General features: G+C 63.9%; 22 protein-coding genes. 12 read left to right on the top strand and 10 right to left on the bottom strand.

The window, feature by feature from the left end; translation table 11 throughout:
* Positions 1-93 precede the first annotated feature (93 nt).
* On the top strand, positions 94-393 hold the full coding sequence (locus KJP29_RS12660) for a DUF6477 family protein (RefSeq protein ID WP_218463903.1): 300 nt from the start codon (positions 94-96) through the stop codon (positions 391-393).
* Positions 394-429: 36 nt separating this feature from the next.
* Here KJP29_RS12660 and KJP29_RS12655 read toward each other — a convergent pair whose 3' ends face one another.
* Positions 430-1,989 carry a trimethylamine methyltransferase family protein gene (locus tag KJP29_RS12655; protein WP_218463902.1) on the bottom strand — a complete coding sequence of 520 codons (1,560 nt, stop codon included), beginning with the start codon at positions 1,987-1,989 and terminating at the stop codon, positions 430-432.
* Positions 1,990-2,201: 212 nt separating this feature from the next.
* On the opposite strand from KJP29_RS12655, the gene KJP29_RS12650 reads away from it, so the two are divergent.
* The 9 genes from KJP29_RS12650 (at position 2,202) to KJP29_RS12610 (ending at position 11,085) form a co-directional block, all read left to right on the top strand.
* Positions 2,202-2,957 (top strand): DeoR/GlpR family DNA-binding transcription regulator, encoded by a 756-nt coding sequence (locus KJP29_RS12650; protein WP_218463901.1) that lies wholly within the window; start codon positions 2,202-2,204, stop codon positions 2,955-2,957.
* On the top strand, positions 2,950-4,098 hold the full coding sequence (locus tag KJP29_RS12645; protein WP_218463900.1) for an MFS transporter: 1,149 nt from the start codon (positions 2,950-2,952) through the stop codon (positions 4,096-4,098). Before KJP29_RS12650 ends, KJP29_RS12645 begins: the two co-directional genes overlap by 8 nt.
* 74 nt (positions 4,099-4,172) lie before the next feature.
* Positions 4,173-5,741, top strand: a complete 1,569-nt coding sequence (guaA, locus tag KJP29_RS12640) for a glutamine-hydrolyzing GMP synthase (protein ID WP_218463899.1) — start codon at positions 4,173-4,175, stop codon at positions 5,739-5,741.
* A gap of 63 nt (positions 5,742-5,804) precedes the next feature.
* Positions 5,805-6,710, top strand: coding sequence for a DMT family transporter (locus KJP29_RS12635; protein WP_218463898.1), 906 nt, complete (start codon positions 5,805-5,807; stop codon positions 6,708-6,710).
* A 59-nt stretch (positions 6,711-6,769) separates the two neighbouring features.
* A complete protein-coding gene (locus tag KJP29_RS12630; protein WP_218463897.1) occupies positions 6,770-7,630 on the top strand; it encodes an ATPase in 861 nt (286 codons plus the stop codon).
* Between the two features lie 51 nt (positions 7,631-7,681).
* Positions 7,682-8,599, top strand: a complete 918-nt coding sequence (metA, locus tag KJP29_RS12625) for a homoserine O-succinyltransferase (protein ID WP_218463896.1) — start codon at positions 7,682-7,684, stop codon at positions 8,597-8,599.
* Positions 8,583-9,530, top strand: coding sequence for an alpha/beta fold hydrolase (locus tag KJP29_RS12620; RefSeq protein WP_218463895.1), 948 nt, complete (start codon positions 8,583-8,585; stop codon positions 9,528-9,530). Before metA ends, KJP29_RS12620 begins: the two co-directional genes overlap by 17 nt.
* Positions 9,531-9,562: 32 nt before the next feature.
* The gene (gene ppk2 / locus KJP29_RS12615; RefSeq protein WP_218463894.1) at positions 9,563-10,465 is read left to right on the top strand and encodes a polyphosphate kinase 2; all 903 of its coding nucleotides are present in this window, start codon (positions 9,563-9,565) and stop codon (positions 10,463-10,465) included.
* Positions 10,462-11,085: a TetR/AcrR family transcriptional regulator gene (locus tag KJP29_RS12610; protein WP_218463893.1), complete on the top strand. Its 624-nt coding sequence runs from the start codon at positions 10,462-10,464 to the stop codon at positions 11,083-11,085. Before ppk2 ends, KJP29_RS12610 begins: the two co-directional genes overlap by 4 nt.
* Positions 11,086-11,190: 105 nt before the next feature.
* Here the strand turns inward: KJP29_RS12610 and KJP29_RS12605 are convergent, their stop codons facing one another.
* The 9 genes from KJP29_RS12605 to KJP29_RS12565 are packed head-to-tail and all read right to left on the bottom strand — an operon-like array spanning position 11,191 to position 19,679.
* Entirely contained in the window at positions 11,191-12,405 is a 1,215-nt protein-coding gene (locus KJP29_RS12605) for a cysteine desulfurase (protein WP_218463892.1), read from the bottom strand.
* Complete coding sequence (locus tag KJP29_RS12600; RefSeq protein WP_218463891.1) at positions 12,398-13,006, bottom strand: Yip1 family protein; 609 nt, start codon at positions 13,004-13,006, stop codon at positions 12,398-12,400. Before KJP29_RS12600 ends, KJP29_RS12605 begins: the two co-directional genes overlap by 8 nt.
* The gene (locus KJP29_RS12595) at positions 13,003-13,497 is read right to left on the bottom strand and encodes a YIP1 family protein (protein WP_218463890.1); all 495 of its coding nucleotides are present in this window, start codon (positions 13,495-13,497) and stop codon (positions 13,003-13,005) included. The genes KJP29_RS12600 and KJP29_RS12595 overlap by 4 nt, the downstream gene beginning before the upstream one ends.
* On the bottom strand, positions 13,497-14,816 hold the full coding sequence (sufD, locus tag KJP29_RS12590; RefSeq protein WP_218463889.1) for a Fe-S cluster assembly protein SufD: 1,320 nt from the start codon (positions 14,814-14,816) through the stop codon (positions 13,497-13,499). Before sufD ends, KJP29_RS12595 begins: the two co-directional genes overlap by 1 nt.
* Positions 14,816-15,571, bottom strand: coding sequence for a Fe-S cluster assembly ATPase SufC (gene sufC / locus KJP29_RS12585; protein WP_218463888.1), 756 nt, complete (start codon positions 15,569-15,571; stop codon positions 14,816-14,818). Before sufC ends, sufD begins: the two co-directional genes overlap by 1 nt.
* An 18-nt stretch (positions 15,572-15,589) precedes the next feature.
* On the bottom strand, positions 15,590-16,495 hold the full coding sequence (locus KJP29_RS12580; RefSeq protein ID WP_218463887.1) for an FkbM family methyltransferase: 906 nt from the start codon (positions 16,493-16,495) through the stop codon (positions 15,590-15,592).
* A 5-nt stretch (positions 16,496-16,500) separates the two neighbouring features.
* On the bottom strand, positions 16,501-18,063 hold the full coding sequence (gene sufB, locus KJP29_RS12575; protein WP_218463886.1) for a Fe-S cluster assembly protein SufB: 1,563 nt from the start codon (positions 18,061-18,063) through the stop codon (positions 16,501-16,503).
* 28 nt (positions 18,064-18,091) lie between these two features.
* Positions 18,092-19,171 (bottom strand): cysteine desulfurase family protein, encoded by a 1,080-nt coding sequence (locus KJP29_RS12570; RefSeq protein WP_218463885.1) that lies wholly within the window; start codon positions 19,169-19,171, stop codon positions 18,092-18,094.
* A gap of 49 nt (positions 19,172-19,220) precedes the next feature.
* Positions 19,221-19,679 (bottom strand): Rrf2 family transcriptional regulator, encoded by a 459-nt coding sequence (locus tag KJP29_RS12565; RefSeq protein ID WP_218463884.1) that lies wholly within the window; start codon positions 19,677-19,679, stop codon positions 19,221-19,223.
* A 161-nt stretch (positions 19,680-19,840) separates the two neighbouring features.
* On the opposite strand from KJP29_RS12565, the gene KJP29_RS12560 reads away from it, so the two are divergent.
* Positions 19,841-20,494, top strand: coding sequence for an alpha/beta hydrolase (locus KJP29_RS12560; protein WP_218463883.1), 654 nt, complete (start codon positions 19,841-19,843; stop codon positions 20,492-20,494).
* Between the two features lie 12 nt (positions 20,495-20,506).
* Entirely contained in the window at positions 20,507-20,725 is a 219-nt protein-coding gene (locus KJP29_RS12555; protein WP_218463882.1) for a hypothetical protein, read from the top strand.
* The last annotated feature ends 32 nt before the right edge of the window (positions 20,726-20,757 follow it).

The raw sequence follows: 20,757 nt of genomic DNA, 5'->3' as shown, positions 1-20,757 counted from the left end.
GACGCTATCAATGCGCGCGGTGCTCCGACCACCTCCGCAACACCCGCTTAGGTTGTGCAATCTGGAGGCGAATCATAGCCGATGGAGGTTGATTTGACTGCCACTCAGGAAAGTTCCAAAGCCCAAACCCCTGCCCTTTTCCGGCCGAGGCTCCTGATCGAAACGGCGCGTGTGAGGCTTGGCACCTACGACAGGGACCGCGACCTGCCCCATGTGATCGGACAGGCCGCTTTGCCGCCCCCGGGGGATGCAATGCTCCGTCTGGCGGAGGAGGAAGCGAAAGAAGATCGCGACAGGCGCGACGGCGTCACGACCTATCGGCCGGCACGCCATGTCGCGCTTCTCGTCGCCCTGATCGCCGAGGGGCGGCTGGCCGGCGTTTTCGCTCCATGACGGACGCCGGACCTGTGTCGTATCCGCGACCGCGAGTCAGGTATAAGCGTCCGGCATCTCGGCCTTGCGCCGCGCGATATAGGCGTCGAGCGCCTCCCGGATGGCAGGGTCGAGCGCCGGCGCCTCGTAGCTTTCGAGCATGGATTTGACCTTGGCATTGGCCAGCGTGACGGTGTCACGCGCGCCTTCCTCGTCCCATGTCTCGAAGGGCTTGTAGTCGAGCACCTCGGTGCGCCAGAAAGCTTCCTTGAAGTGGCGCTGGGTGTGCGCACAGCCAAGGTAATGCCCGCCCGGACCCACTTCGCGGATCGCGTCCATGGCCTGAGCTTCCTCGTCGATGGACACCCCCCGCGCCATACGGTGCAGAACGCCAAGCTGGTCGGCATCCATCACGAATTTCTCGTAGGAGGACACAAGACCGCCTTCAAGCCAGCCACAGGCGTGAAGCATGAAGTTCACCCCGGCGTTGAGCCCGGCATTGAGGCTGTTGGCGCTTTCGTAACCGGCCTGTGCGTCCGGGATCTTGGAGCCGGTGAAACCACCCGCCGACCGATAGGGAAGCCCCATCCGCCGGGCCAGCTGGCCGACACCATAAGTGATATGCGCGGCCTCCGGCGTGCCGAAAGTCGGTGCGCCCGAGTTCATGTCGATCGAGGTCACGAAGGCCCCGAAGATCACCGGCGCGCCTTTGCGCACGAGCTGGGAGTAGGCGACCCCCGCCATGACTTCCGCATAGACCTGCGTCAGCGTGCCCGCCACCGACACCGGCGCCATGGCACCGCCGACGATGAAGGGCGAAATGATCGCGGCCTGACCTGCGGCAGCGTATTCCTCGAGCGCGCCCATCATGGTCAGGTCGAAACTGAGCGGCGAGTTGATGTTGATGAGCGAGGTCATCACGGCGTTCTGGTCCACGAAATCATCGCCGAAGACGATCTTGGACATGTTGACGCTGTCGCGCGCCCATTCCCGGTCGGTGACAGCACCCATGTAGGGTTTGTCGGACAGGGTGATATGGGCGTGAAGCATGTCGAAGTGGCGCTTGTTCACCGGAACGTCCGTCGGTTCGCAGACCGTGCCGCCCGAGAGGTGCAGCCATTTCGACATGTAGCCGAGCTTCACGAAATTGCGGAAATCCTCGATCGTCGCATAGCGACGGCCACCGTCGATGTCGCGCACGAAGGGCGGGCCATAGACCGGGGCCAAGACAAGGTTGTTGCCGCCGACCTTGACCGAACGCTCGGGATTGCGGGCGTGATGGGTGTATTCCGACGGCGCGGTTTTGCACAATTCGCGGGCGAGGCCACGAGGAATGTGGACCCGTTCGCCGCGAACGTCCGCGCCCGCGTCGCGCCAACGCTGCAGTGCGGCCGGGTTTTCGGTGAAGTTCACGCCGATTTCTTCGAGAATCGTTTCCGCATTGCGTTCGATGATCTCGATCGCCTCGTCGTGGAGGATGTCGATGGTCGGCGTCATTCGCTCGAGGATCGGGACAAGCTCGATGCGTCTCGTCGTGCGTTCGGCGCGACGCGCGGCGCCGCCCCCGCTGCCACGGGCCCGGCGACGCGCGCCCATTTCGATCGTTTCGTCGGCCATGGTGTCCTCCGGTTGCCTTATCCCGTTGATAGCGGGCCGCGCACCCCGGCAGACAAGAGATTGCGACATTTGGCGTTTGAAAACGACCAATTGCACGATGGCAACATAAGCCTGCGCGGCTCAACCGACCCTTCGGGGATCGTGCATTGCAAAAAACCGCAAAATGCGGCAGAAAGCGGCAATAGCAAGCAACTCCCTGTCCCGAGATCAGCATGTCCAAATCTCTGCCCGAAGACAGAAAATCACGGCTCCGCAAGCGCCTCGAAGGTGGAGAAACGCTGGATATCGCCGGGTTGGCCGAAGAATGGGATGTGTCGGTCGATACCGTCCGACGCGATCTGAAGGCCCTGGAAAAACAGGGGCTTGCGCGCTGCATACGCGGCGGCGCGATGCCGGTGGCGCGGCCCATGGCGGGGTTCGCGGCGCGTCTTTCCGATGTCTCCCCTCAACAGGAAGCAATGGCCCGTGCGGCGCTGGGTTTGGTGGAAGACGGCATGGTCATAGCGATGGACGGCGGGACCAGCGTGCTCGCCCTCGCCCGGGCCTTGCCACCCCTGCCCGGCGCGCTCGTCGTCACGCCTGCGCCCGCCGTGGCGCTGGCCTGTCTGACGACGGGAATCGACGTCCACCTGATCGGGGGGCGCCTGTCAGGCGCGGGAGCGATCAGCGTGGGCCACCGCACCGTGGCCGACATCTCCGACGTGTCCGCCGACATCGCCTTTCTGGGGGTCTGCGCGCTCGACACGACCTTCGGGCTCGGGGCCGACGATGCCGACGAAGCCGACGTCAAGCGCGCGCTCGTTGCCGTGTCGCATCGGAGAGTGATGATCGCAGGACCGGACAAGCTGGGCCGCCGCGCTCGCCACCGGGTCGCGCCCTGCGACGCTGTTCACACCCTCGTCACGACCGCGACCGCCGACGTGACCGATCCCTTCGCCGTTGCCGGCATGGAGGTGATCCATGCGTAAGCTCTTGCCCCCCTGGACCTCCGTCGCGGCAGCCTTCGCCTTGAACGGCGTCCTGCTGGGCACATGGGCGTCGCGCGTGCCTACCTATGTGGAACGGCTGGACCTGACCGAAGGAGCGCTGGGAGTCTTGCTTCTTTTCATGGGGATCGGGGCGCTGGTGTCCTTTCCCGTCGCGGGAAGCGTCGCGGACCAACGCGGGGCGGTCCGGGTCACGCGCTGGCTGACCGTCGCCTACCTCGTGACCACGCTCTGCGTCGGACTGGCCGGCACGCCCCTCGCGCTTGGCATGGCGCTCTTCGTCTTCGGCATGAGCCACGGCGCGATGGACGTGACGATGAACTCCTGGGCGACCGAGGTCGAGCGGCACATGGGCCGCTCCGTCATGTCGTCGTTCCACGCGATGTGGAGCCTGGGCGCCGGGGTCGGCGCGGCGGGCGGGTATCTCGCGACGAGCCTTGGTGCGCCGACCTGGCCGCACTTCGGCGCGGTCGTCGTGATCGCGGCTGTCGTACTGGGACCCCTTCTCCTGCTCCCCTGGACGTCCCGCGTCCGTCCGACCGGCAGCGCCGCGCCCGCCTTCGCCCTGCCTCGGGGCGCGTTGATCCTCGTCGGCGTCATGGCGCTGGCCGCCGGTCTTGGCGAAGGGGCGGCGGTAGACTGGAGCGCGGTGTTCCTGCGGGACGTGCTGTTGGTCGGCGAGGCGCAGGCGACGCTCGCCTACACGGTCTTCTCCGTGACGATGGTCGTGATGCGGCTCAACGTTGACTGGCTCATCAACCGCTTCGGACCTATCACCATGGCGCACCTCTCGGGAGCTTTCGCGGCCAGCGGATACCTCGTCTGCGCCCTCGCCCCGTCGCTCTGGGTCGCGCTGGCGGGGTTCGTCCTCATGGGCATGGGATATGCCGCCGTCATCCCCATGGCCTTCTCGCGCGCGGCCAATGACCCCGAGGTCTCGGCGGGTCAGGCCATCGCGTCGGTGGCCACGCTGGGCTACGGCGCGCTGCTTCTGGGCCCACCCGTGATCGGGTTCGTGGCCCATGCGACTTCGCTTCGGTTGTCGTTCGGGCTGGTCGCCGTCATCGCCCTCGTCATCGTCGCCTTTTCCGGCGCCCTCCGGCCCGGCCCGCGCCAGGGCTGAAAAAACCACCTCCGAGGCCGTCCCCCGCCTCTTGGCCCCTTGTCAGCCCTGCGCCTGCAGCCTAATCACCGCTCATGACACAGACCTCCCACGACCGCCTTCTCATCATCGACTTCGGCAGCCAGGTCACGCAGCTTATCGCGCGGCGCCTGCGGGAGCTGAACGTCTATTGCGAAATCCACCCGTTCCAGAACGTGACCGAGGATTTCCTGACCGACTTCGCGCCAAAGGCGGTGATCTTCTCCGGCGGACCCGCGAGCGTGATCGACGAAGGCTCGCCGCGCCCGCCCGCGGGCGTTTTTGATCTGGGCGTGCCGATCCTCGGCATCTGCTACGGCCAGCAGGTCATGATGGAGATGCTGGGCGGCAAGGTCGAACGCGGCCACGGCACCGCCGAGTTCGGGCGCGCCTATGTGACCCCGTCCGAAACCCGGCTCGACATACTCAATGGCTGGTTCATGGATGGCTCGGGGCGCGAACAGGTCTGGATGAGCCACGGCGACCACGTGTCGCGCATCGCGCCGGGGTTCGAGGTTTATGGCACCTCGCCCAACGCGCCCTTTGCCATCACCGCCGATCTCAGCCGCAATTTCTTCGCCGTGCAGTTCCACCCGGAAGTGCACCACACCCCCAACGGCAAGACGCTTTACGAAAACTTCGTGCGGCTTGCGGGCTTTGACGGCGACTGGACCATGGGGGCCTATCGCGAAGAAGCGATCCGCGTGATCCGCGAGCAGGTCGGCGACAGCCATGTGATCTGCGGGCTGTCGGGGGGCGTGGATTCCTCCGTGACGGCGGTCCTCCTGCACGAGGCCATCGGCGACCAGCTGACCTGCGTCTTCGTCGACCATGGGCTCCTGCGCAAGAAAGAGGCCGAGGAAGTGGTCACGATGTTCCGTGATCATTACAACATGAAGCTCATACACGCGGATGAAGCCGACCTGTTCCTTGGCGAGCTCGAGGGCGTCTCGGACCCCGAGACCAAGCGCAAAACCATCGGTCGCCTCTTCATCGACGTGTTCCAGAAATATGCGAGCGAGATCGAGGGCGCCGAGTTCCTGGCGCAGGGCACGCTCTACCCGGACGTGATCGAAAGCGTGAGCTTCTCGGGCGGCCCGAGCGTGACGATCAAGTCGCACCACAACGTGGGCGGGCTACCGGAGAAGATGGGCCTCAAACTGGTCGAGCCGCTGCGCGAACTCTTCAAGGACGAGGTGCGCGCTCTGGGGCACGAGCTGGGCCTTCCGGCAAGTTTCATCGGGCGCCATCCCTTCCCCGGTCCGGGCCTCGCAATCCGTTGCCCGGGCGAGATCACTCGGGAAAAGCTCGACATCCTGCGGGAAGCGGACGCGGTCTATATCGACCAGATCCGCAAGCATGGGCTTTACGACGAGATCTGGCAGGCCTTCGTCGCGATCCTTCCGGTGCGGACCGTGGGCGTGATGGGCGACGGGCGCACCTATGATTATGCCTGCGCGCTGCGGGCCGTGACGAGCGTGGACGGCATGACGGCGGACTACTACCCGTTCAGCCACGATTTCCTGGGCGAAACCGCGACCCGGATCATCAACGAGGTCAAGGGGATCAACCGCGTCACATATGACATCACGTCGAAGCCGCCGGGCACGATCGAGTGGGAATGACACGGCCCGTTCGGCTGTGCTGATCCGGCTTGAAGGGCCGTCGTGCCCGGTCTATCCAGACGCATGGTCGATACCCTTCCCGTAGAACCCGCGAAACGCGACAATCACGCCCTCGTGGCGGCGCTCTGGATGGTCGGCGCGATCCTGAGCTTTTCGCTCATGGCGATTGCGGGGCGGACGGTTTCCGGCACCCACGACACCTTCGAAGTGATGTTCTTTCGCTCCTGCGTGGGCGTCGTGATCATCGTCGCGGTCGCCACGTTCGGCCGGCGCTGGCACGAGGTCACTTTCAACCGGATCGGTCTTCATTTCCTGCGTAACGTGTCGCATTTCACGGGACAGAACCTGTGGTTCTTCGCGGTGGGCGTGATCCCTCTCGCGCAGGTCTTTTCGCTCGAGTTCACAGCCCCGCTCTGGGCGCTGCTCCTCTCCCCGCTGATCTTGGGCGAGAGGGTGACCCCGGTCCGTGCCATGGCGGCCGGGATCGGGTTCTGCGGCATCCTTGTGCTGACCCAGCCCTTCTCGGCCACGCTATCGGCAGGCACCATAGCCGCCGCCTGTGCCGCCATCGGTTTCGCGGGATCCGCCGTGTTCACCCGGCTCCTGACCCGGACGGAGACCATGGTCGCGATCCTCTTCTACCTCACGGTCATGCAGGCGGTCTTCGGGCTGGTCCTTGCCGGGTTCGACGGCGACATCCAACTGCCGACGTCCGTGACCGGGCCGTGGCTCGTGCTGATCGGGCTTGCCGGGCTCTTCGCGCATTTCTGCCTGACCTCGGCGCTCAAGCTGGCCCCGGCGACCGTGGTGATGCCCATCGACTTCGCACGGCTGCCCCTGATCGCGGTCCTCGGCTTCTACTTCTACGGCGAAACGGTCGGTGTAGCGCTCATTGCCGGGGCAGCCCTGATCCTGCTTGCGAACTGGATCAACCTGCGCGCCAGCGCCCGGGAGGCACGCGGCGCCTAGGCAACTTGCCGGTCCCGCCGGGAGCGGTTAGGACGGGCGCGGGTTCAACGGGGTAAGCGATGATCTACAAGACCGCGAAAGACTGGCTCGGGGCGGAGAACAAGCGTGTGCTGTTCTTCGGGATGTCGGGCCTTGGAAAGACCCATGTGTCAAACCTTCTGCGGCGGTCGGGCGACTGGTTCCACTACTCGGTCGATTACCGGATCGGGACGCGCTACATGGGCGAATACATCGCCGACAATTTCAAGCGCGAAGCCATGAAGAACCCGTTCCTACGGGAACTCTTGCTGACCGACAGCGTCTATATCGCGTCCAATATCACCTTCGACAACCTCAAGCCCGTCTCGACCTATCTGGGCAAGCCCGGCGATCCGGCCAAGGGCGGGTTGCCTTACGCCGAATACAAGCGGCGGCTCGAACAGTTCAAACGCGCCGAAATCGCGGCGCTCATGGACACCGGGCATTTCATCGACCGGGCACAGGCGCTTTACGGCTATCCGCATTTCGTCTGCGATACCGGCGGGTCGATCTGCGAATGGGTGGAGCCCGAGGATGCGAACGACCCGGTGCTGACCGAGCTTGCGTCGAGAACGCTCATGGTCTGGATCAAGGGCGACGCCGCCCATACCGAGGAACTCGTGCGCCGCTTCGACCGTGCGCCCAAGCCCATGTGCTACATGGAGAGCTTCCTCGAGGACAGCTGGGGCGCCTATCTGGACGAAAAGCGCGTCGCGGAGGAGGCGGTCGACCCGGACGACTTCATCCGCTGGACCTATGCCGCAGCGCTCGCCCATCGCCAGCCGCGCTACGCAGCCATGGCCGAACACTGGGGCATCACCGTCTCCGCCGATGACGTGGCCCGTATCCGCACGCTCGAGGACTTCAACGTCATGATCTGCGCGGCCCTTGAGGCGCGCTGAGGAACACCCTATCTCCAAAAGCCCCGTCCGGGGCCCCATCCGGAGCCGACCATGCCCATCAAGATCCCAGCCGACCTGCCCGCGACCGACGTCCTGCGTGACGAGGGCGTGATGGTCATGCCGGAAAACCAGGCGGCGCGGCAGGACATCCGTGCGCTGAAGATCGGCCTGCTGAACCTCATGCCGAAGAAGATCCAGACCGAGACGCAATTCGCGCGGCTGATCGGTGCAGGACCGCTCCAGATCGAACTGACGCTCATCAAGATGACCGAGCACTTCTCGAAGAACACGCCCGAGGAGCACATGGGAACCTTCTACCGGACCTTCCAGGAGGTGCGGGACCAGAAGTTCGACGGGCTCATCATCACCGGCGCGCCCATCGAGCATCTCGACTTCGAGGCCGTCACCTATTGGGACGAAATGAAGGAGGTTCTGGACTGGACCCAGACCAACGTCCATTCGACCTTCGGCGTCTGTTGGGGCGGCATGGCGATGATCTATCACTTCCATCGGGTGCCGAAACATATCCTGCCGGTTAAGAGCTTCGGGCTTTTCCCGCAGGAGAACCTGAAACCTTCCTCGCCCTATCTGCGTGGCTTCTCGGACGTTTGCATGATCCCGGTCAGCCGGTGGACAGAAATGAAACAGGACGACATCGACGCGGCCGATGGCCTGACAACCCTACTGGGATCGCCGGAAACAGGCCCCTGCCTTGTCGAGGACCCGGCCCACCGTGCGCTCTATATCTTCAACCACTTCGAATACGACTCGGACACGTTGAAGCAGGAGTACGACCGCGATGTCGCTGCCGGCACCCCGATCGAAGTGCCGGTGAACTACTATCCGTCCAATGATCCATCGCAGCCGCCGAAGAACCGCTGGCGCAGCCACGCCCATCTGCTCTACGGCAACTGGATCAACGAAATCTACCAGACGACGCCCTACGATCTCGATGAAATTGGTCGTTAGTCTCGCCCTGATCCTCGCGCTTTTCGCGGTCTGGACCATGATCCGGGTCGAGAACCATCGCCTTGCCGCCTACCGCACACATCCACCGGAGGGGCGGTTCGTCCAAGTGGACGGGCATCCGGTGCATGTGGTGCAGATAGGCGAAGGTCCCGACCTTGTCCTGATCCACGGGGCCTCGGGCTCGACACGCGACTGGACCTTCGACATCGCGCCGGTGCTGGCCGACCGTTATCGCGTCACCATCTTCGACCGACCCGGGCTTGGATACACGCCCCCGCTCGCTTCATCGGGGGTCACGCTCGATGACCAGACCGACCTGTTGGTGGCGGCATCACGCGCCGTCGGGGTGGAGAGCCCGGTCGTCGCGGGTCAGAGCTTCGGCGGCGCGGTCCTCATGAACTGGGCCGTGCGCCACTCCGATTACATGGCGGCCGCCGTCGATATCTCGGGCGCCACCCACACCTGGGACACAGGGCGCGCGCTCCTTTACCGGATCCTCGCGCAGCCTGTCGTGGGACCGGTTCTGGCCCATCTCATCGCCGCATGGCTCCCGGAGGATTACCTCGAGGCCCAGATCGAGAGTGTCTTCGCGCCCAATGACCCGGTGCCGGGATATGCCGACCATATCGGCGCGGGTATCATCCTCCTTCCGGAACAATTCGTCGCGAACGCACAGCAACGACATGCGTTGCTCGACCAGCTACCAGCACAGATGGCCCTTTATCCGCAGGTCGACGTGCCGCTCGAGATCATTCACGGCGACGCCGATACCACGGTGGGTCTGTCCATCCATTCGATCCCGCTCTCGCAAGAGGTGCCGGGCGCGAACCTTACCGTGCTGCCCGGCGTCGGGCATATGCCGCAGCATGTCGCCATGGACGAGGTCATCGCCGCCATCGACCGCGCGGCGTTGCGCGCCGGTGCAAAGTAGCCATACTGGCAGGAGCACGGCAGGAACGATCCATGGCAGACGGCAAAGCGACGACCACCGACCTTCCCTTCGACGGCGCGATAAGCCGCTATTTCGCCGAAGAGGCACCCGAAGAGGTGCGCGAGGCGATCCGCGAGGGCGAGAAGAAAGAGATCATCGACCCAGGTTATCCCTACGACAGCTGGCTGGACAAGGACGACTACGAAGTCAGCTTCGAGGCCTTGCAACGGCAACTCGTCCGGCTTCAGGCCGATGTGCAGGCTACGGGCAAGCGCATCGTCGTCGTGTTCGAGGGGCGCGACGCCGCCGGCAAGGGTGGCTCGATCAAGCGGATGCGCGAAAACCTCAATCCCCGAGTGGCACGCGTCGTGGCACTGCCGAAGCCCTCGGACCGGGAGGCCGGGGAATGGTATTTCCAGCGCTACGTGGACGAGCTTCCGACCAAGGGTGAAATGGTGCTATTCGACCGCTCCTGGTACAACCGCGGCGTGGTCGAAAAGGTCTTCGGCTTCTGCACCGATGACCAGCGCGCGGCCTTCTTCCGGCAACTGCCAGACTTCGAACGCATGCTCGTGGACGACGGCATACACCTCGTGAAGATCTGGCTCAACGTGGGACGCGCCGAGCAATTGCGCCGCTTCCTGTCGCGCGAGCAGGACCCGCTCAAGCAGTGGAAGCTCTCGTCGATTGACGTGAAGGGCCTCTCCCTGTGGGACGCATACACCGATGCCATCGCCGAAACGCTCGACAAATCCCATTTCTCCTATGCGCCCTGGACCGTGATCCAGTCCGACGACAAACGGCGTGCCCGGATCGCCTCGATCCGCGCGGTCTTGTGCGGGCTCGACTACGCCGGCAAGATCCCGGAAATCGCCTGTTCACCTGACAGCGCCATCGCAGGCGGTCCCGGCCTGTGGGACGAACGCCCCAAATGACCACGAAGAAGCGCGGCTATCATCACGGCAACCTGCGTCAGGCGCTGGTCGAAGCCGCGCTGGACCTGATCGAAGAAAAGGGTCCGACCGGCTTCACCCTTTCGGAGGCCGCGAAACAGGCCGGGGTCACCCCGGCCGCCGTCTACCGCCATTTCGCGGGGCGCGAGGACCTCATCGCCGAAGCCGCCCGCCAGGGCTACGAGATCTTCGCCGACCTCATGGAACATGCCTTCGAGAAGGGTCAGCCGTCTCCGCTCGCCTCGTTCGAGGCGACGGGACGCGCCTACCTCGCTTTCGCGCGGAAGTTTCCGGGGCATTACATTTCGATGTTCGAAAGCGGCGTCTCGGTGAACCGGAACCCCGACCTCGCCCATGTCGCGAACCGCGCCTTCGGCACATTGGAACGGGCCGCCTCGGCCCTGATGGCAGAATTGCCCGACGACAAACGCCCGCCTGCGCGGATGGTTTCGGCCCATATCTGGGCCATGTCGCATGGAGTGGTCGAGCTTTTCGCGCGTGGCTCGCCGGGGACCAAATCACCCTTCCCGCCCGAGGATCTGCTCGAAACCGGGATCGGCGTCTATCTGCGTGGTCTTGGCCTGATCAAGCCCGACGCCTAAGGCGAACGGCGTTCCTTCACTGCTTCACAAATACCTTGGGAGGGTCTGGGAGGGCAAAGCCCTCCCAGCGGGTCGGCTTTCGCGCCAGCGGAAGTCGAAATCAGGTCAGCCGAAGAGCCTGTGACACAGCTCGAGGCCATCGACCAGCCGGTCGACTTCCTCCTGTGTGTTATACATCCCGAAGCTGGCGCGCGCCGTCGCCGGCAGGTCGAGCCAGTCCATGAGCGGTTGGGCGCAGTGATGGCCCGCGCGGATCGCGATGCCCTTCTTGTCGAGCACCGTCGACAGGTCATGCGCATGGGCGCCGCCGTCGATGGTCAGGGAAAAGATCGCGGCCTTGTCGGGGGCCGTGCCTTGCAGGTGAAGCCAGTTGAGCCCCGACAGACGTTCGGTCGCATAGGCCGCGAGCCCTTGTTCATGCGCGGCGATGTTCGCCATACCGATGTCCATGAGATATTCCAGCGCCACCCCGAGACCGATGGTCTGCACGATGCCGGGCGTGCCTGCCTCGAACTTCATCGGCGGGTCGGCATAGGTCACGGTCTCCCGGGTCACCTCGCGTATCATGTCGCCCCCGCCAAGGAAGGGGATCATTTCGGCAAGCCGCTCGGACTTGACGAAGATCGCGCCCGATCCCGAAGGACCGTAGAGCTTGTGCCCGGTGATCACGTAGAAATCGCAGCCGATGTCCTGCACGTCGACCGGCATATGAACCGCGCCCTGCGAACCATCGACCAGCACCGGCACGTCGCCCGATCCCGAGCAGATCGCCTTCACGTCGACCACGGTGCCCAGCACGTTCGAGACCTGCGTCACGGCGATGAGCTTCGTGCGCTCGGTCACGGCCGCAAGCACCTTCTCCGCCGGGATCGACCCGTCGGCGTCGGGTTCGACCCAGACGAGCTTGACCCCTTGGCGTTCCCGCAGGAAATGCCAGGGCACGATGTTCGCGTGATGCTCGGCCACCGTAAGGACGATTTCGTCGCCTTCGCCCATACGTGGCGCGGCCCAGGCATAGGAGACCATGTTGATCCCCTGCGTGGTGCCGGTGTTCATCACGATTTCGTCTTCGCTCGCCGCATTCAGGAACCGCGCGACGACGCCGCGCGTCGCCTCGTATCGCTCGGTCGAGAGGTTGGACAGGTAATGCAGCCCCCGATGGACGTTCGCATATTCCTCGGCATAGCCGCGCGTGATCGCGTCGATCACCACCTGCGGCTTCTGGGCCGAGGCCCCGTTGTCGAGGTAGGTGAGCGGCTGTCCGTTGACTTCCCGCGCGAGGATCGGGAAGTCGCTGCGAATTTTCGCGACGTCATACATTGGAGAGTTCCGTCAAATCGGCCCCGGCCATAACGCCGAGGAGTGTCAGGATGATCGACAGCACCAGCGCCGCGACCAGTCCCGTCATGATGATGCCGAGAAAGACCTTGCCCGCAGAGGCGAAGCCATGGGCCTCGGCAATGAAGTGCGACATGATCCAGACCCCGGCGAAACTGCCCCCGATCCACAGGAGCACCGCAAGCCCGGGGGCGACGAGGGTGAAAAGCAGAACGCCGGTCTGCACGATGAGCAGGACGAAGTTCACCCAGATCACGGTGATCAGCCCGTCTTCGAACCGTCCCTGCCCGCCGGCCGCGCGGCTGACCCAGTAGATGAAGAACGTGGTCAGGACCGCGATCGAGGCCTCCGCGATGGCGACCATCATCGGATTTGCGATGATTGTGCCCTGCAGCTCGGGCGCAACCGGGAAGATCATCCCCGATATGACGCCGAGCATTGCGCCCAGAACAAGAATGAGCGCCAGAAGCGCCCAGAGCGTGTTGCGCGGATAGCCTTCATCAAAAAGATCGCGCGCCACCTTGCGCGGCTCCGGGACCGACTGGAGCACCATGCCGATCAGATACCCCGGCTCGTACCTCACGCGGCGAGCTCCCTTGGGCTTTGCGCCGTGACGAGGTTCACCGCCCAATGGATCACGAAGGCTCCGAGCGCGATGGCCCCGACGATGTTGGCCTCGGCGCTCTCGCCCAGGAACCCGAGCACGAGACCGTTCAGCATCCAAAGCGGCGCCGCGACGAGTAGCGCCCAGAAGAGCGCCAGCCGGGAGGCGAGCGGCGATCCCTGCCCGCCCATGGCCCGCGCGATCAGATGGCTGATCCACGAAATGGCATAGGCCGCCAGCGGCATGATGAAGAGCCAGGCGAAAAGCGCCCCGCCGAGCAGAGGGTTGAGGTCTTCGCCGGTGGCGATGGCCTGCCGCTGGAGCACCGGCGCCTGCGACACGAAAACCAGGAGACAGGCGGTCATAAGAATGACGAGCGCCTGCGCCTCGGTGCCCGTGGCGGCGAGCCGTCGCGCGAAGACGCGGCGCGGCGCGCGGTAGGCGCCGATGATGTCACGCGCGGCCGACATCAAGCACCGCGCCGCCGCATCAGCCAGCCTTCCAGCCGTCCGGTCATCTCGGCGGCAAGACCTTCGTCCTCGATCTCCTCGATCGCCTCTGCCACGAAGGCGAGGACCAGAAGGTCCATCGCGGTGTCGCGGTCGATCCCCCGCGCGCGCAGGTAAAACAGCATGTCCTCGTCGATCGCGCCGGAGGTCGAGCCATGCGAACACGCCACGTCGTCGGCATAGATTTCGAGCTCGGGTTTCACCAGGAAGTTGGCGGTATCGTCCAGAAGAAGCGACTGCGACTTCTGGTAACCGTCGGTCTTCTGGGCCCCACGCTTGACGAGGATCTTGCCTTGGAACGTGCCCACGGCCCCCTTGCGCAGCACCTTCTTGAAGACCTGACGGCTCTCGCAGCGCTCGGCGTCATGGGTGATGAAGACGGTGTCGTCGTGGTGGAAGTCACCATGTCCCAGCGCCGCCCCTGCCACATGGGCGGAAGCGTCGTCGCCGGTCATCTCGATCACGCATTCGTTGCGTGTGAGCTTGCCATTGGCGGTGAGCGTGAAGGACTTGAACAGGCTTTCGGTGCCCAGGCGGGCGAACATGGCCGTGAAGGCCTGACGTTCGTGATCCCGGCCCTGTGCCCGGATGTGGTGGAACCGGGCACCGTCTCCGACCTCGACCTCGAGCACCTTGTTGAACCGCGCGGCGGCGGGGCCGTTCTCAAGCAACGTCATTTCGGCCCCGGGTTCCAGCTTCACCACGTTGTGGAGGTAAGCGTCCGAGGTTTCGGTCTCGTGCCGATAGGTCAGATGGATGGGTTTGGTCGCCTTGCCTGTCACCCGCACCACCACCCCATCAGTGGCAAAGGCGGTGTTGAGCGCCGCATGGGGCCGTTCGACGGGGGTCTGGCCCCGGGCCTCGAGCACGCCATACAGGTCCTTGACCCAATGGATGTCCTTGCGCGCCGCGTCCAACAGACGCTCGATCACGACGCCCTCGCCGGTCAGGTCGCTCGAGTCTTCGGCCGAGAAGACGCCGTCGACAAAGACGATGCGCAGGCTGTCAAAGGCGCCGAACAACGGCGGCTCATCCGCATGGAAGATTGCCGCGCGTTCTGCTTCTGGGGCGTTGAGCCCATGTGGGCGTGTGAAGCGCCAGTATTCGTCACGCGGGGCCGGAAGCCCCATCCCGTTCAGACGCGCGAGCGCGGATTTGCGCGCCTCGGTCGCCCAGACGCCGCCTTCCGGCATCGTCAGCGCGGCGAGCCTTTGAGACAGAACCTCCTGCTTCTTCGCGAGCGCCGTCTGCTTGGCCGTTCCTTTTGCGACACCCGCCATCACGCCGTCTCCGCGAGAAGATCGGCGTAACCGTTCCGTTCCACTTCGAGGGCGAGGTCCGGGCCACCCGACTTGATGATCCGGCCATTGGCCATGATGTGCACGACGTCCGGTTGGATATGATCAAGGAGACGCTGGTAGTGCGTGATGACGAGGAAAGCCCGGTTTTCATCGCGCAACGCGTTCACACCGTCCGACACCAGTTTCATTGCGTCGACGTCGAGCCCGGAGTCGGTCTCGTCGAGGATGCACATTTTCGGCTCCAGCATCGCCATCTGAAGAATCTCGTTGCGCTTCTTTTCACCACCCGAGAACCCCACGTTCACAGGACGTTTCAGCATTTCGGCGTCGATCTTGAGCTCTTTGGCCTTGGCACGGATGAACTTGAGGAAATCGGCAGCCGACATCTCCTCCTGCCCGCGCGCCTTGCGTTGGGCGTTCACAGCAGTGCGCAGGAAGGTCATGTTACCGACGCCGGGGATCTCCACCGGGTATTGGAAAGCGAGGAACAGACCGGCAGCAGCGCGCTCCTCGGCTTCGAGCGACAACAGGTCCTGCCCGTCGAGCGTCGCCGTCCCCTCGGTGACTTCATAACCATTGCGGCCCGATAGCACATAGGACAGCGTCGACTTGCCCGACCCGTTCGGCCCCATGATCGCATGGACCTTGCCGGCGGGCACTTCGAGATCAACGCCCTTGAGGATCTGCTTGTCCTCTTCCTCAAGTTTCACGTGCAGGTTTTTGATTTTCAGCATCTTTTTCTCCTTGCGCACTCAGGCCTCAGCCTTGAGCGCGTCGGGCAGTTTCTTGAAATAGCGGTGCGGGACGCCGTCGGGAATGGCCCCCCGCGTGACAAGTTCATCGAGACAGGCGATGACCAGGTCGAAGCTCTGGAACATCGTGTCGGCGGCGAGCGCCAGATGTTTGAGTTGCAAATCGCTTAGCTCGCCCAAGGCATTGGCGGAACGCACATAAACGGCGTCTCCGTCGATGAGCTGGCTCTGGTGGGCCTTGTGGGCAAAGCTCTTGCGCTGCGAGTTGCGGACCATGGCGTGATGGGTCGTGGTGATCTTGTGGAGCACAAAGCCCATGTCCACGAGCAGCGCATCCACGTCGCGCCATTGCGGTGCGCCTTCGTAGACCGGGTGGAAGGCGACTTCGGTGATGATCGCGACCGCCTCGGAGAGGAGCTTCTTCCCCGATCTGATCGCGCCCAATTCGCCACCTTGAATGTCGATCTTGAGCACGTCGAGGTGGTCGAGCCCCTCCACGTCGTCCAGCGCGGTGAGCGTCAGCGGGATCTTCTCGAGTTCCGGCCGGTTGATCCAGTGGAACTTGGCCATGAAGACCGCGGCCTTTTCCGAAATCGGAAACAGCGAGGAAATCGACCCTATCGGGTGATTGTAGAAGGTCGCCGGCCCCGGCTCGCCCACGGCCACGTTGTAGAAAGTCGAGTTCGGCGACTTCTCGGCATGGAGCACGGCAAAGGCGGCCTCGTTCGGCTCGAAACCCACGACCTCGCAGCCGTTCTTGGCGCGCAATTCGTCATAGGGCGGCGGCGTGGAAATCTTCCGCGCCCCAACGTCGGCAATGACCAGACGCCGCGCAGGGTCGAGAACACGCAGGAGAAACTCCGTGCGCGCCGCATCCGGCCCGAGCTTTGCCGCGTCCTTGGCCATCTGCCCTAGCCCACCGAACCTTCGAGCGAAATCGCGACGAGCTGTTGGGCCTCCATCGCGAATTCCATGGGGAGCGCCTGAAGCACCTCCTTGGCGAAGCCGTTCACGATGAGCGCGACGGCTTCCTCCTCGTCCATGCCGCGCTGGCGGCAGTAGAACATCTGGTCGTCATCGACCTTGGAGGTCGTCGCCTCGTGTTCGACCCGCGAGGACGGGTTCTTGACCTCGATGTAAGGCACCGTGTGCGCCCCGCACTTGTCCCCGATGAGCAGGCTGTCGCACTGGGTGTAGTTGCGGGAATTGGTCGCCTTCGGGTGCATCGAGACGAGGCCCCGATAGGTGTTGTTCGACTTGCCCGCAGAAATGCCCTTGGACACGATCCGGGACTTTGTGTTCTTGCCCAGATGCACCATCTTGGTGCCGGTATCGGCCTGCTGCTTGTTGTTGGTGATGGCGATCGAGTAGAACTCACCTTGGCTATCGTCACCGCGCAGGATGCAGGAGGGGTATTTCCACGTGACGGCCGAGCCGGTTTCCACCTGCGTCCACATCACCTTGGCCCGGTCGCCCCGGCAATCGGCGCGCTTGGTCACGAAGTTGTAGATACCGCCCTTGCCTTGCTCGTCTCCGGGATACCAGTTCTGAACGGTGGAATATTTCACCTCGGCATCCTCGAGGATGACGATCTCGACCACGGCGGCGTGAAGCTGCGCGGTGTCGCGCTGGGGCGCGGTGCAGCCCTCAAGGTAACTCACATAGCTTTCGCGGTCCGCGATGATCAGAGTGCGCTCGAACTGGCCGGTGTTCTCGGCGTTGATCCGGAAATAGGTCGACAGCTCCATCGGGCAACGGGTGCCCGGCGGGATGTAGACGAAGGAGCCATCCGAGAAGACCGCCGAATTGAGCGTGGCATAGAAGTTGTCGGTGGGCGGCACGACGCTGCCCAGATACTTCTTCACAAGTTCGGGATGCTCGCGGATCGCCTCGGAAATCGAGCAGAAGATGACCCCGGCCTTCTCGAGCTCTTTCTTGAAGGTCGTGCCCACCGAAACAGAATCGAAGACCGCGTCCACCGCGACCTTACGTTCGGAATTCGCGCCGTCGGCGGGAACCTCCTCGGCCCCCTCGACGCCCGCGAGGATCATCTGTTCCTTCAGCGGAATGCCGAGCTTTTCATAGGTCGCCAGCAGTTTGGGGTCGACCTCGTCCAGCGACTTGGGCTTTTCCGTCATGCTTTTCGGGCGGGCGTAATAATACTGGTTCTGGAAGTCGATCTCGGGGTAGTCGACCATCGCCCAGTCGGGTTCTTCCATCAGCAACCAACGCCGGTAAGCCGACAGCCGCCAGTCGGTCATCCACTCCGGCTCTTCGTTCTTCTGGCTGATCAGGCGAACGATATCCTCGGTCAGCCCCTTCGGGGCATATTCCATTTCGATATCGGTTTCCCAACCGTATTTGTACTTGTCGCCCAACGACTTGACGGCATCGACAGTGTCCTGTTCGACACCCTCCTTGACGACTACGTCGTGATCACTGGTCTTGACGACAACGTCATGATCCTGGGCCATGTGTGCCTTCCTGTTTCGCCGCCGCCGATCACATGGACCGGGCGCGGAATTTCTCGTGTTCACGAAGCCATGCTTCGCAGAAGCGTTCGACCTCGTCCTTCGTGGTGGTGGGACCCAAGGACACCCGCAGCGCATTCGCCGCGAGCCCCTCGTCATAACCCATCGCCTGCAAGACCCGGCTTGCACGGACCTTGCCCGATGAACAAGCGGAGCCCGCGGAGACCGCGAACCCGGCCAGATCCATCACCATCACCTGTGTCTCCCCTTTCCAGCCCGGCGTTATGAAGCAGGACGTATTGGGGAGCCTGTTCGCGTCTTTCCCGACAAAAATAGTTTCTTTTGCGGATTCGGAAAGGGCTTTTTCTAGAAAAGTTCTAAATTCGCGGATCTTGTCCCATAGACCAACGTCCAGGTCGCGCATCGCCGCCTCGGCAGCCGCGCCGAATCCCGCGATCCCCATCACGTTTTCGGTGCCTGAACGCCGCCCCATTTCCTGCCCGCCGCCGACGGCGAGCGCCTCGATATCAAGGCCCTGACGCACGATGAGCGCACCGACGCCCTTCGGCCCGCCGATCTTGTGGGCCGAGAGCACGGCAAGGTCCGCGCCGCTCCAGGAAAAGGCGAAGGGCACGCGCCCGACCGCCTGCGTCACGTCGAGGAGGAGCAGATCCGCCTCGCCCCCCTCGATCCGCCACGTGCCGTCGACCTTGTCCGGCATGCCAGCGAGAACACCGGTCTCGCTGTTGCCAAGTCCAAGCGCGAAGGCCTGCGGACGGTCGCCCGAGGGCTGCGGCGAAGCGTCCGAGGTCGCATGGGCCCAGAGCGCATCATGGGCGGTGGCATCCACCCGGACGTCCATCGCAGGGCGCAGGTGCGCGAGGACAGAGGCCCCCTCGGTCGCGCCGGAGGTGAAGACAACCTCGCGGGGCTGACATCCGACCAGCGCGGCCACCTGCCGACGTGCGGTTTCAATGATCCCCTTGGCCGCGCGCCCCTCGGCGTGGACGGAGGACGGATTGCCGAACTGGTCCATGGCCGCGACCATGGCGTCGCGCGCTTCGGGCCGGAGCGGCATCGTCGCGTTGAAATCGAGATAGGTCCGCGCCAAACGCTTCCCCTTTCACTTTCCGGGGATACGCCCGCCCGGACCAGAAGGATTACTCGTCCACCACCTCGAAGAGGTGCGGCACGGCGGGACAGGGCGCGAGTTCGTTCTTCACGACGTCCGAAAGCCGGGTCTGATGCAGGAAGACATAGACATGGGCCGACAGCCCCTCCCACAGGCGGTTGGTCATCGACTGTGCCCTCGTGCCGCTGACCCCGCCGGAGGCGCCGGCGCCCATATGCATCGCGCTCACAGTTTCATCCACGGCGGCGAGGATATCGGCCACCCGGATTTCGCTCGCCGGTCGTGACAGCATGTAGCCGCCGCCCGGCCCCCGCACGCTCTGGACAAGCTCGGCCCGGCGCAGCTTGACGAAGAGCTGTTCGAGATAGGGCAACGATATCTTTTGCCGTTCGGAAAGCTCCGTGAGCGAGAGCCGCGCGCCCTCCGGTTGGAGGGCGAGGTCGCTCAGGGCCACCATCGCGTAACGTCCCTTGGTCGACAGCTTCATATATCCCCCCGAAACATTGACGAAACCGCATCGCGGCTTTAGGTGACGTGGAACCCGTTCACCATGACGACATTGGATGTCGCACCGTGGACGGACCGCTTTTATTCAGCCCGGGCTTCGCCGTCAAGAAAACCGGGTTCCGAGGGAGAGACCGAGACAATATGCCCGAGGTGATTTTTCCCGGCCCCGAAGGCCGGCTCGAAGGCCGCTACCACCCGCAGAAGGACCGTGACGCTCCCATAGCCATCGTGCTCCACCCGCATCCGCAGTTCGGCGGCACGATGAACAACAAGGTCGTCTACAATCTGCATTACGCCTTCTACAAGATGGGCTTCACCGTGCTCCGGTTCAACTTCCGGGGCGTCGGCCGGTCGCAGGGCGAATACGACCAGGGGATCGGCGAGCTGTCCGATGCCGCCTCCGCGCTCGATTACCTCCAGTCGATGAACCAGAACGCCAAACATTGCTGGGTCGCGGGTTTCAGCTTCGGTGCCTGGATCGGGATGCAGCTTCTCATGCGCCGGCCCGAGATCACCGGTTTCATCTCGGTCTCGCCGCCTGCGAACATGTATGACTTCTCGTTCCTCGCCCCCTGCCCGTCCTCGGGTCTTATCATCAACGGCACCGCCGACCGTGTCGCGCCGCCGGCCGATACCCATTCGCTCGTCGACAAGCTTCATGAACAGAAGGGCATTACCATCACCCATACCGAGGTGGACGGTGCCGGGCACTTCTATGAAGGTGCGCATATGGACACGATGATCGGCGCCGTGGACGAATATGTGCGCCGCCGTCTGACCGAGAATACGCGCTAAGGGAGCCGCCCGATGCAGCTTATCGACGACGTCGCCGACCGGGTCGCGATCGAGGTTCTGAAACTGGTGGACGAGACCGGGAACGTCGATCTGATCGACGAGGTTAAGAAAGTCATCGGCACCTCGTCGCAGACGCTGGAAGAGGCCTATATGACCGCCGTCCGTGTACGTCGCGCCGAGATGCGCGCGCTCGAACTCATCGCGCAGCTGCGCAAGGCCAACGGCGTCTGACCCCGGCCCCTGCCGCGTGGCAAGGACCGGCA

This window comes from Maritimibacter sp. DP1N21-5 (assembly GCF_019218295.1).
GTDB lineage: Bacteria > Pseudomonadota > Alphaproteobacteria > Rhodobacterales > Rhodobacteraceae > Maritimibacter.
The sequence above is the reverse complement of the archived record's forward strand: the minus strand, read 5'-3'. Positions and strand labels throughout refer to the sequence as shown.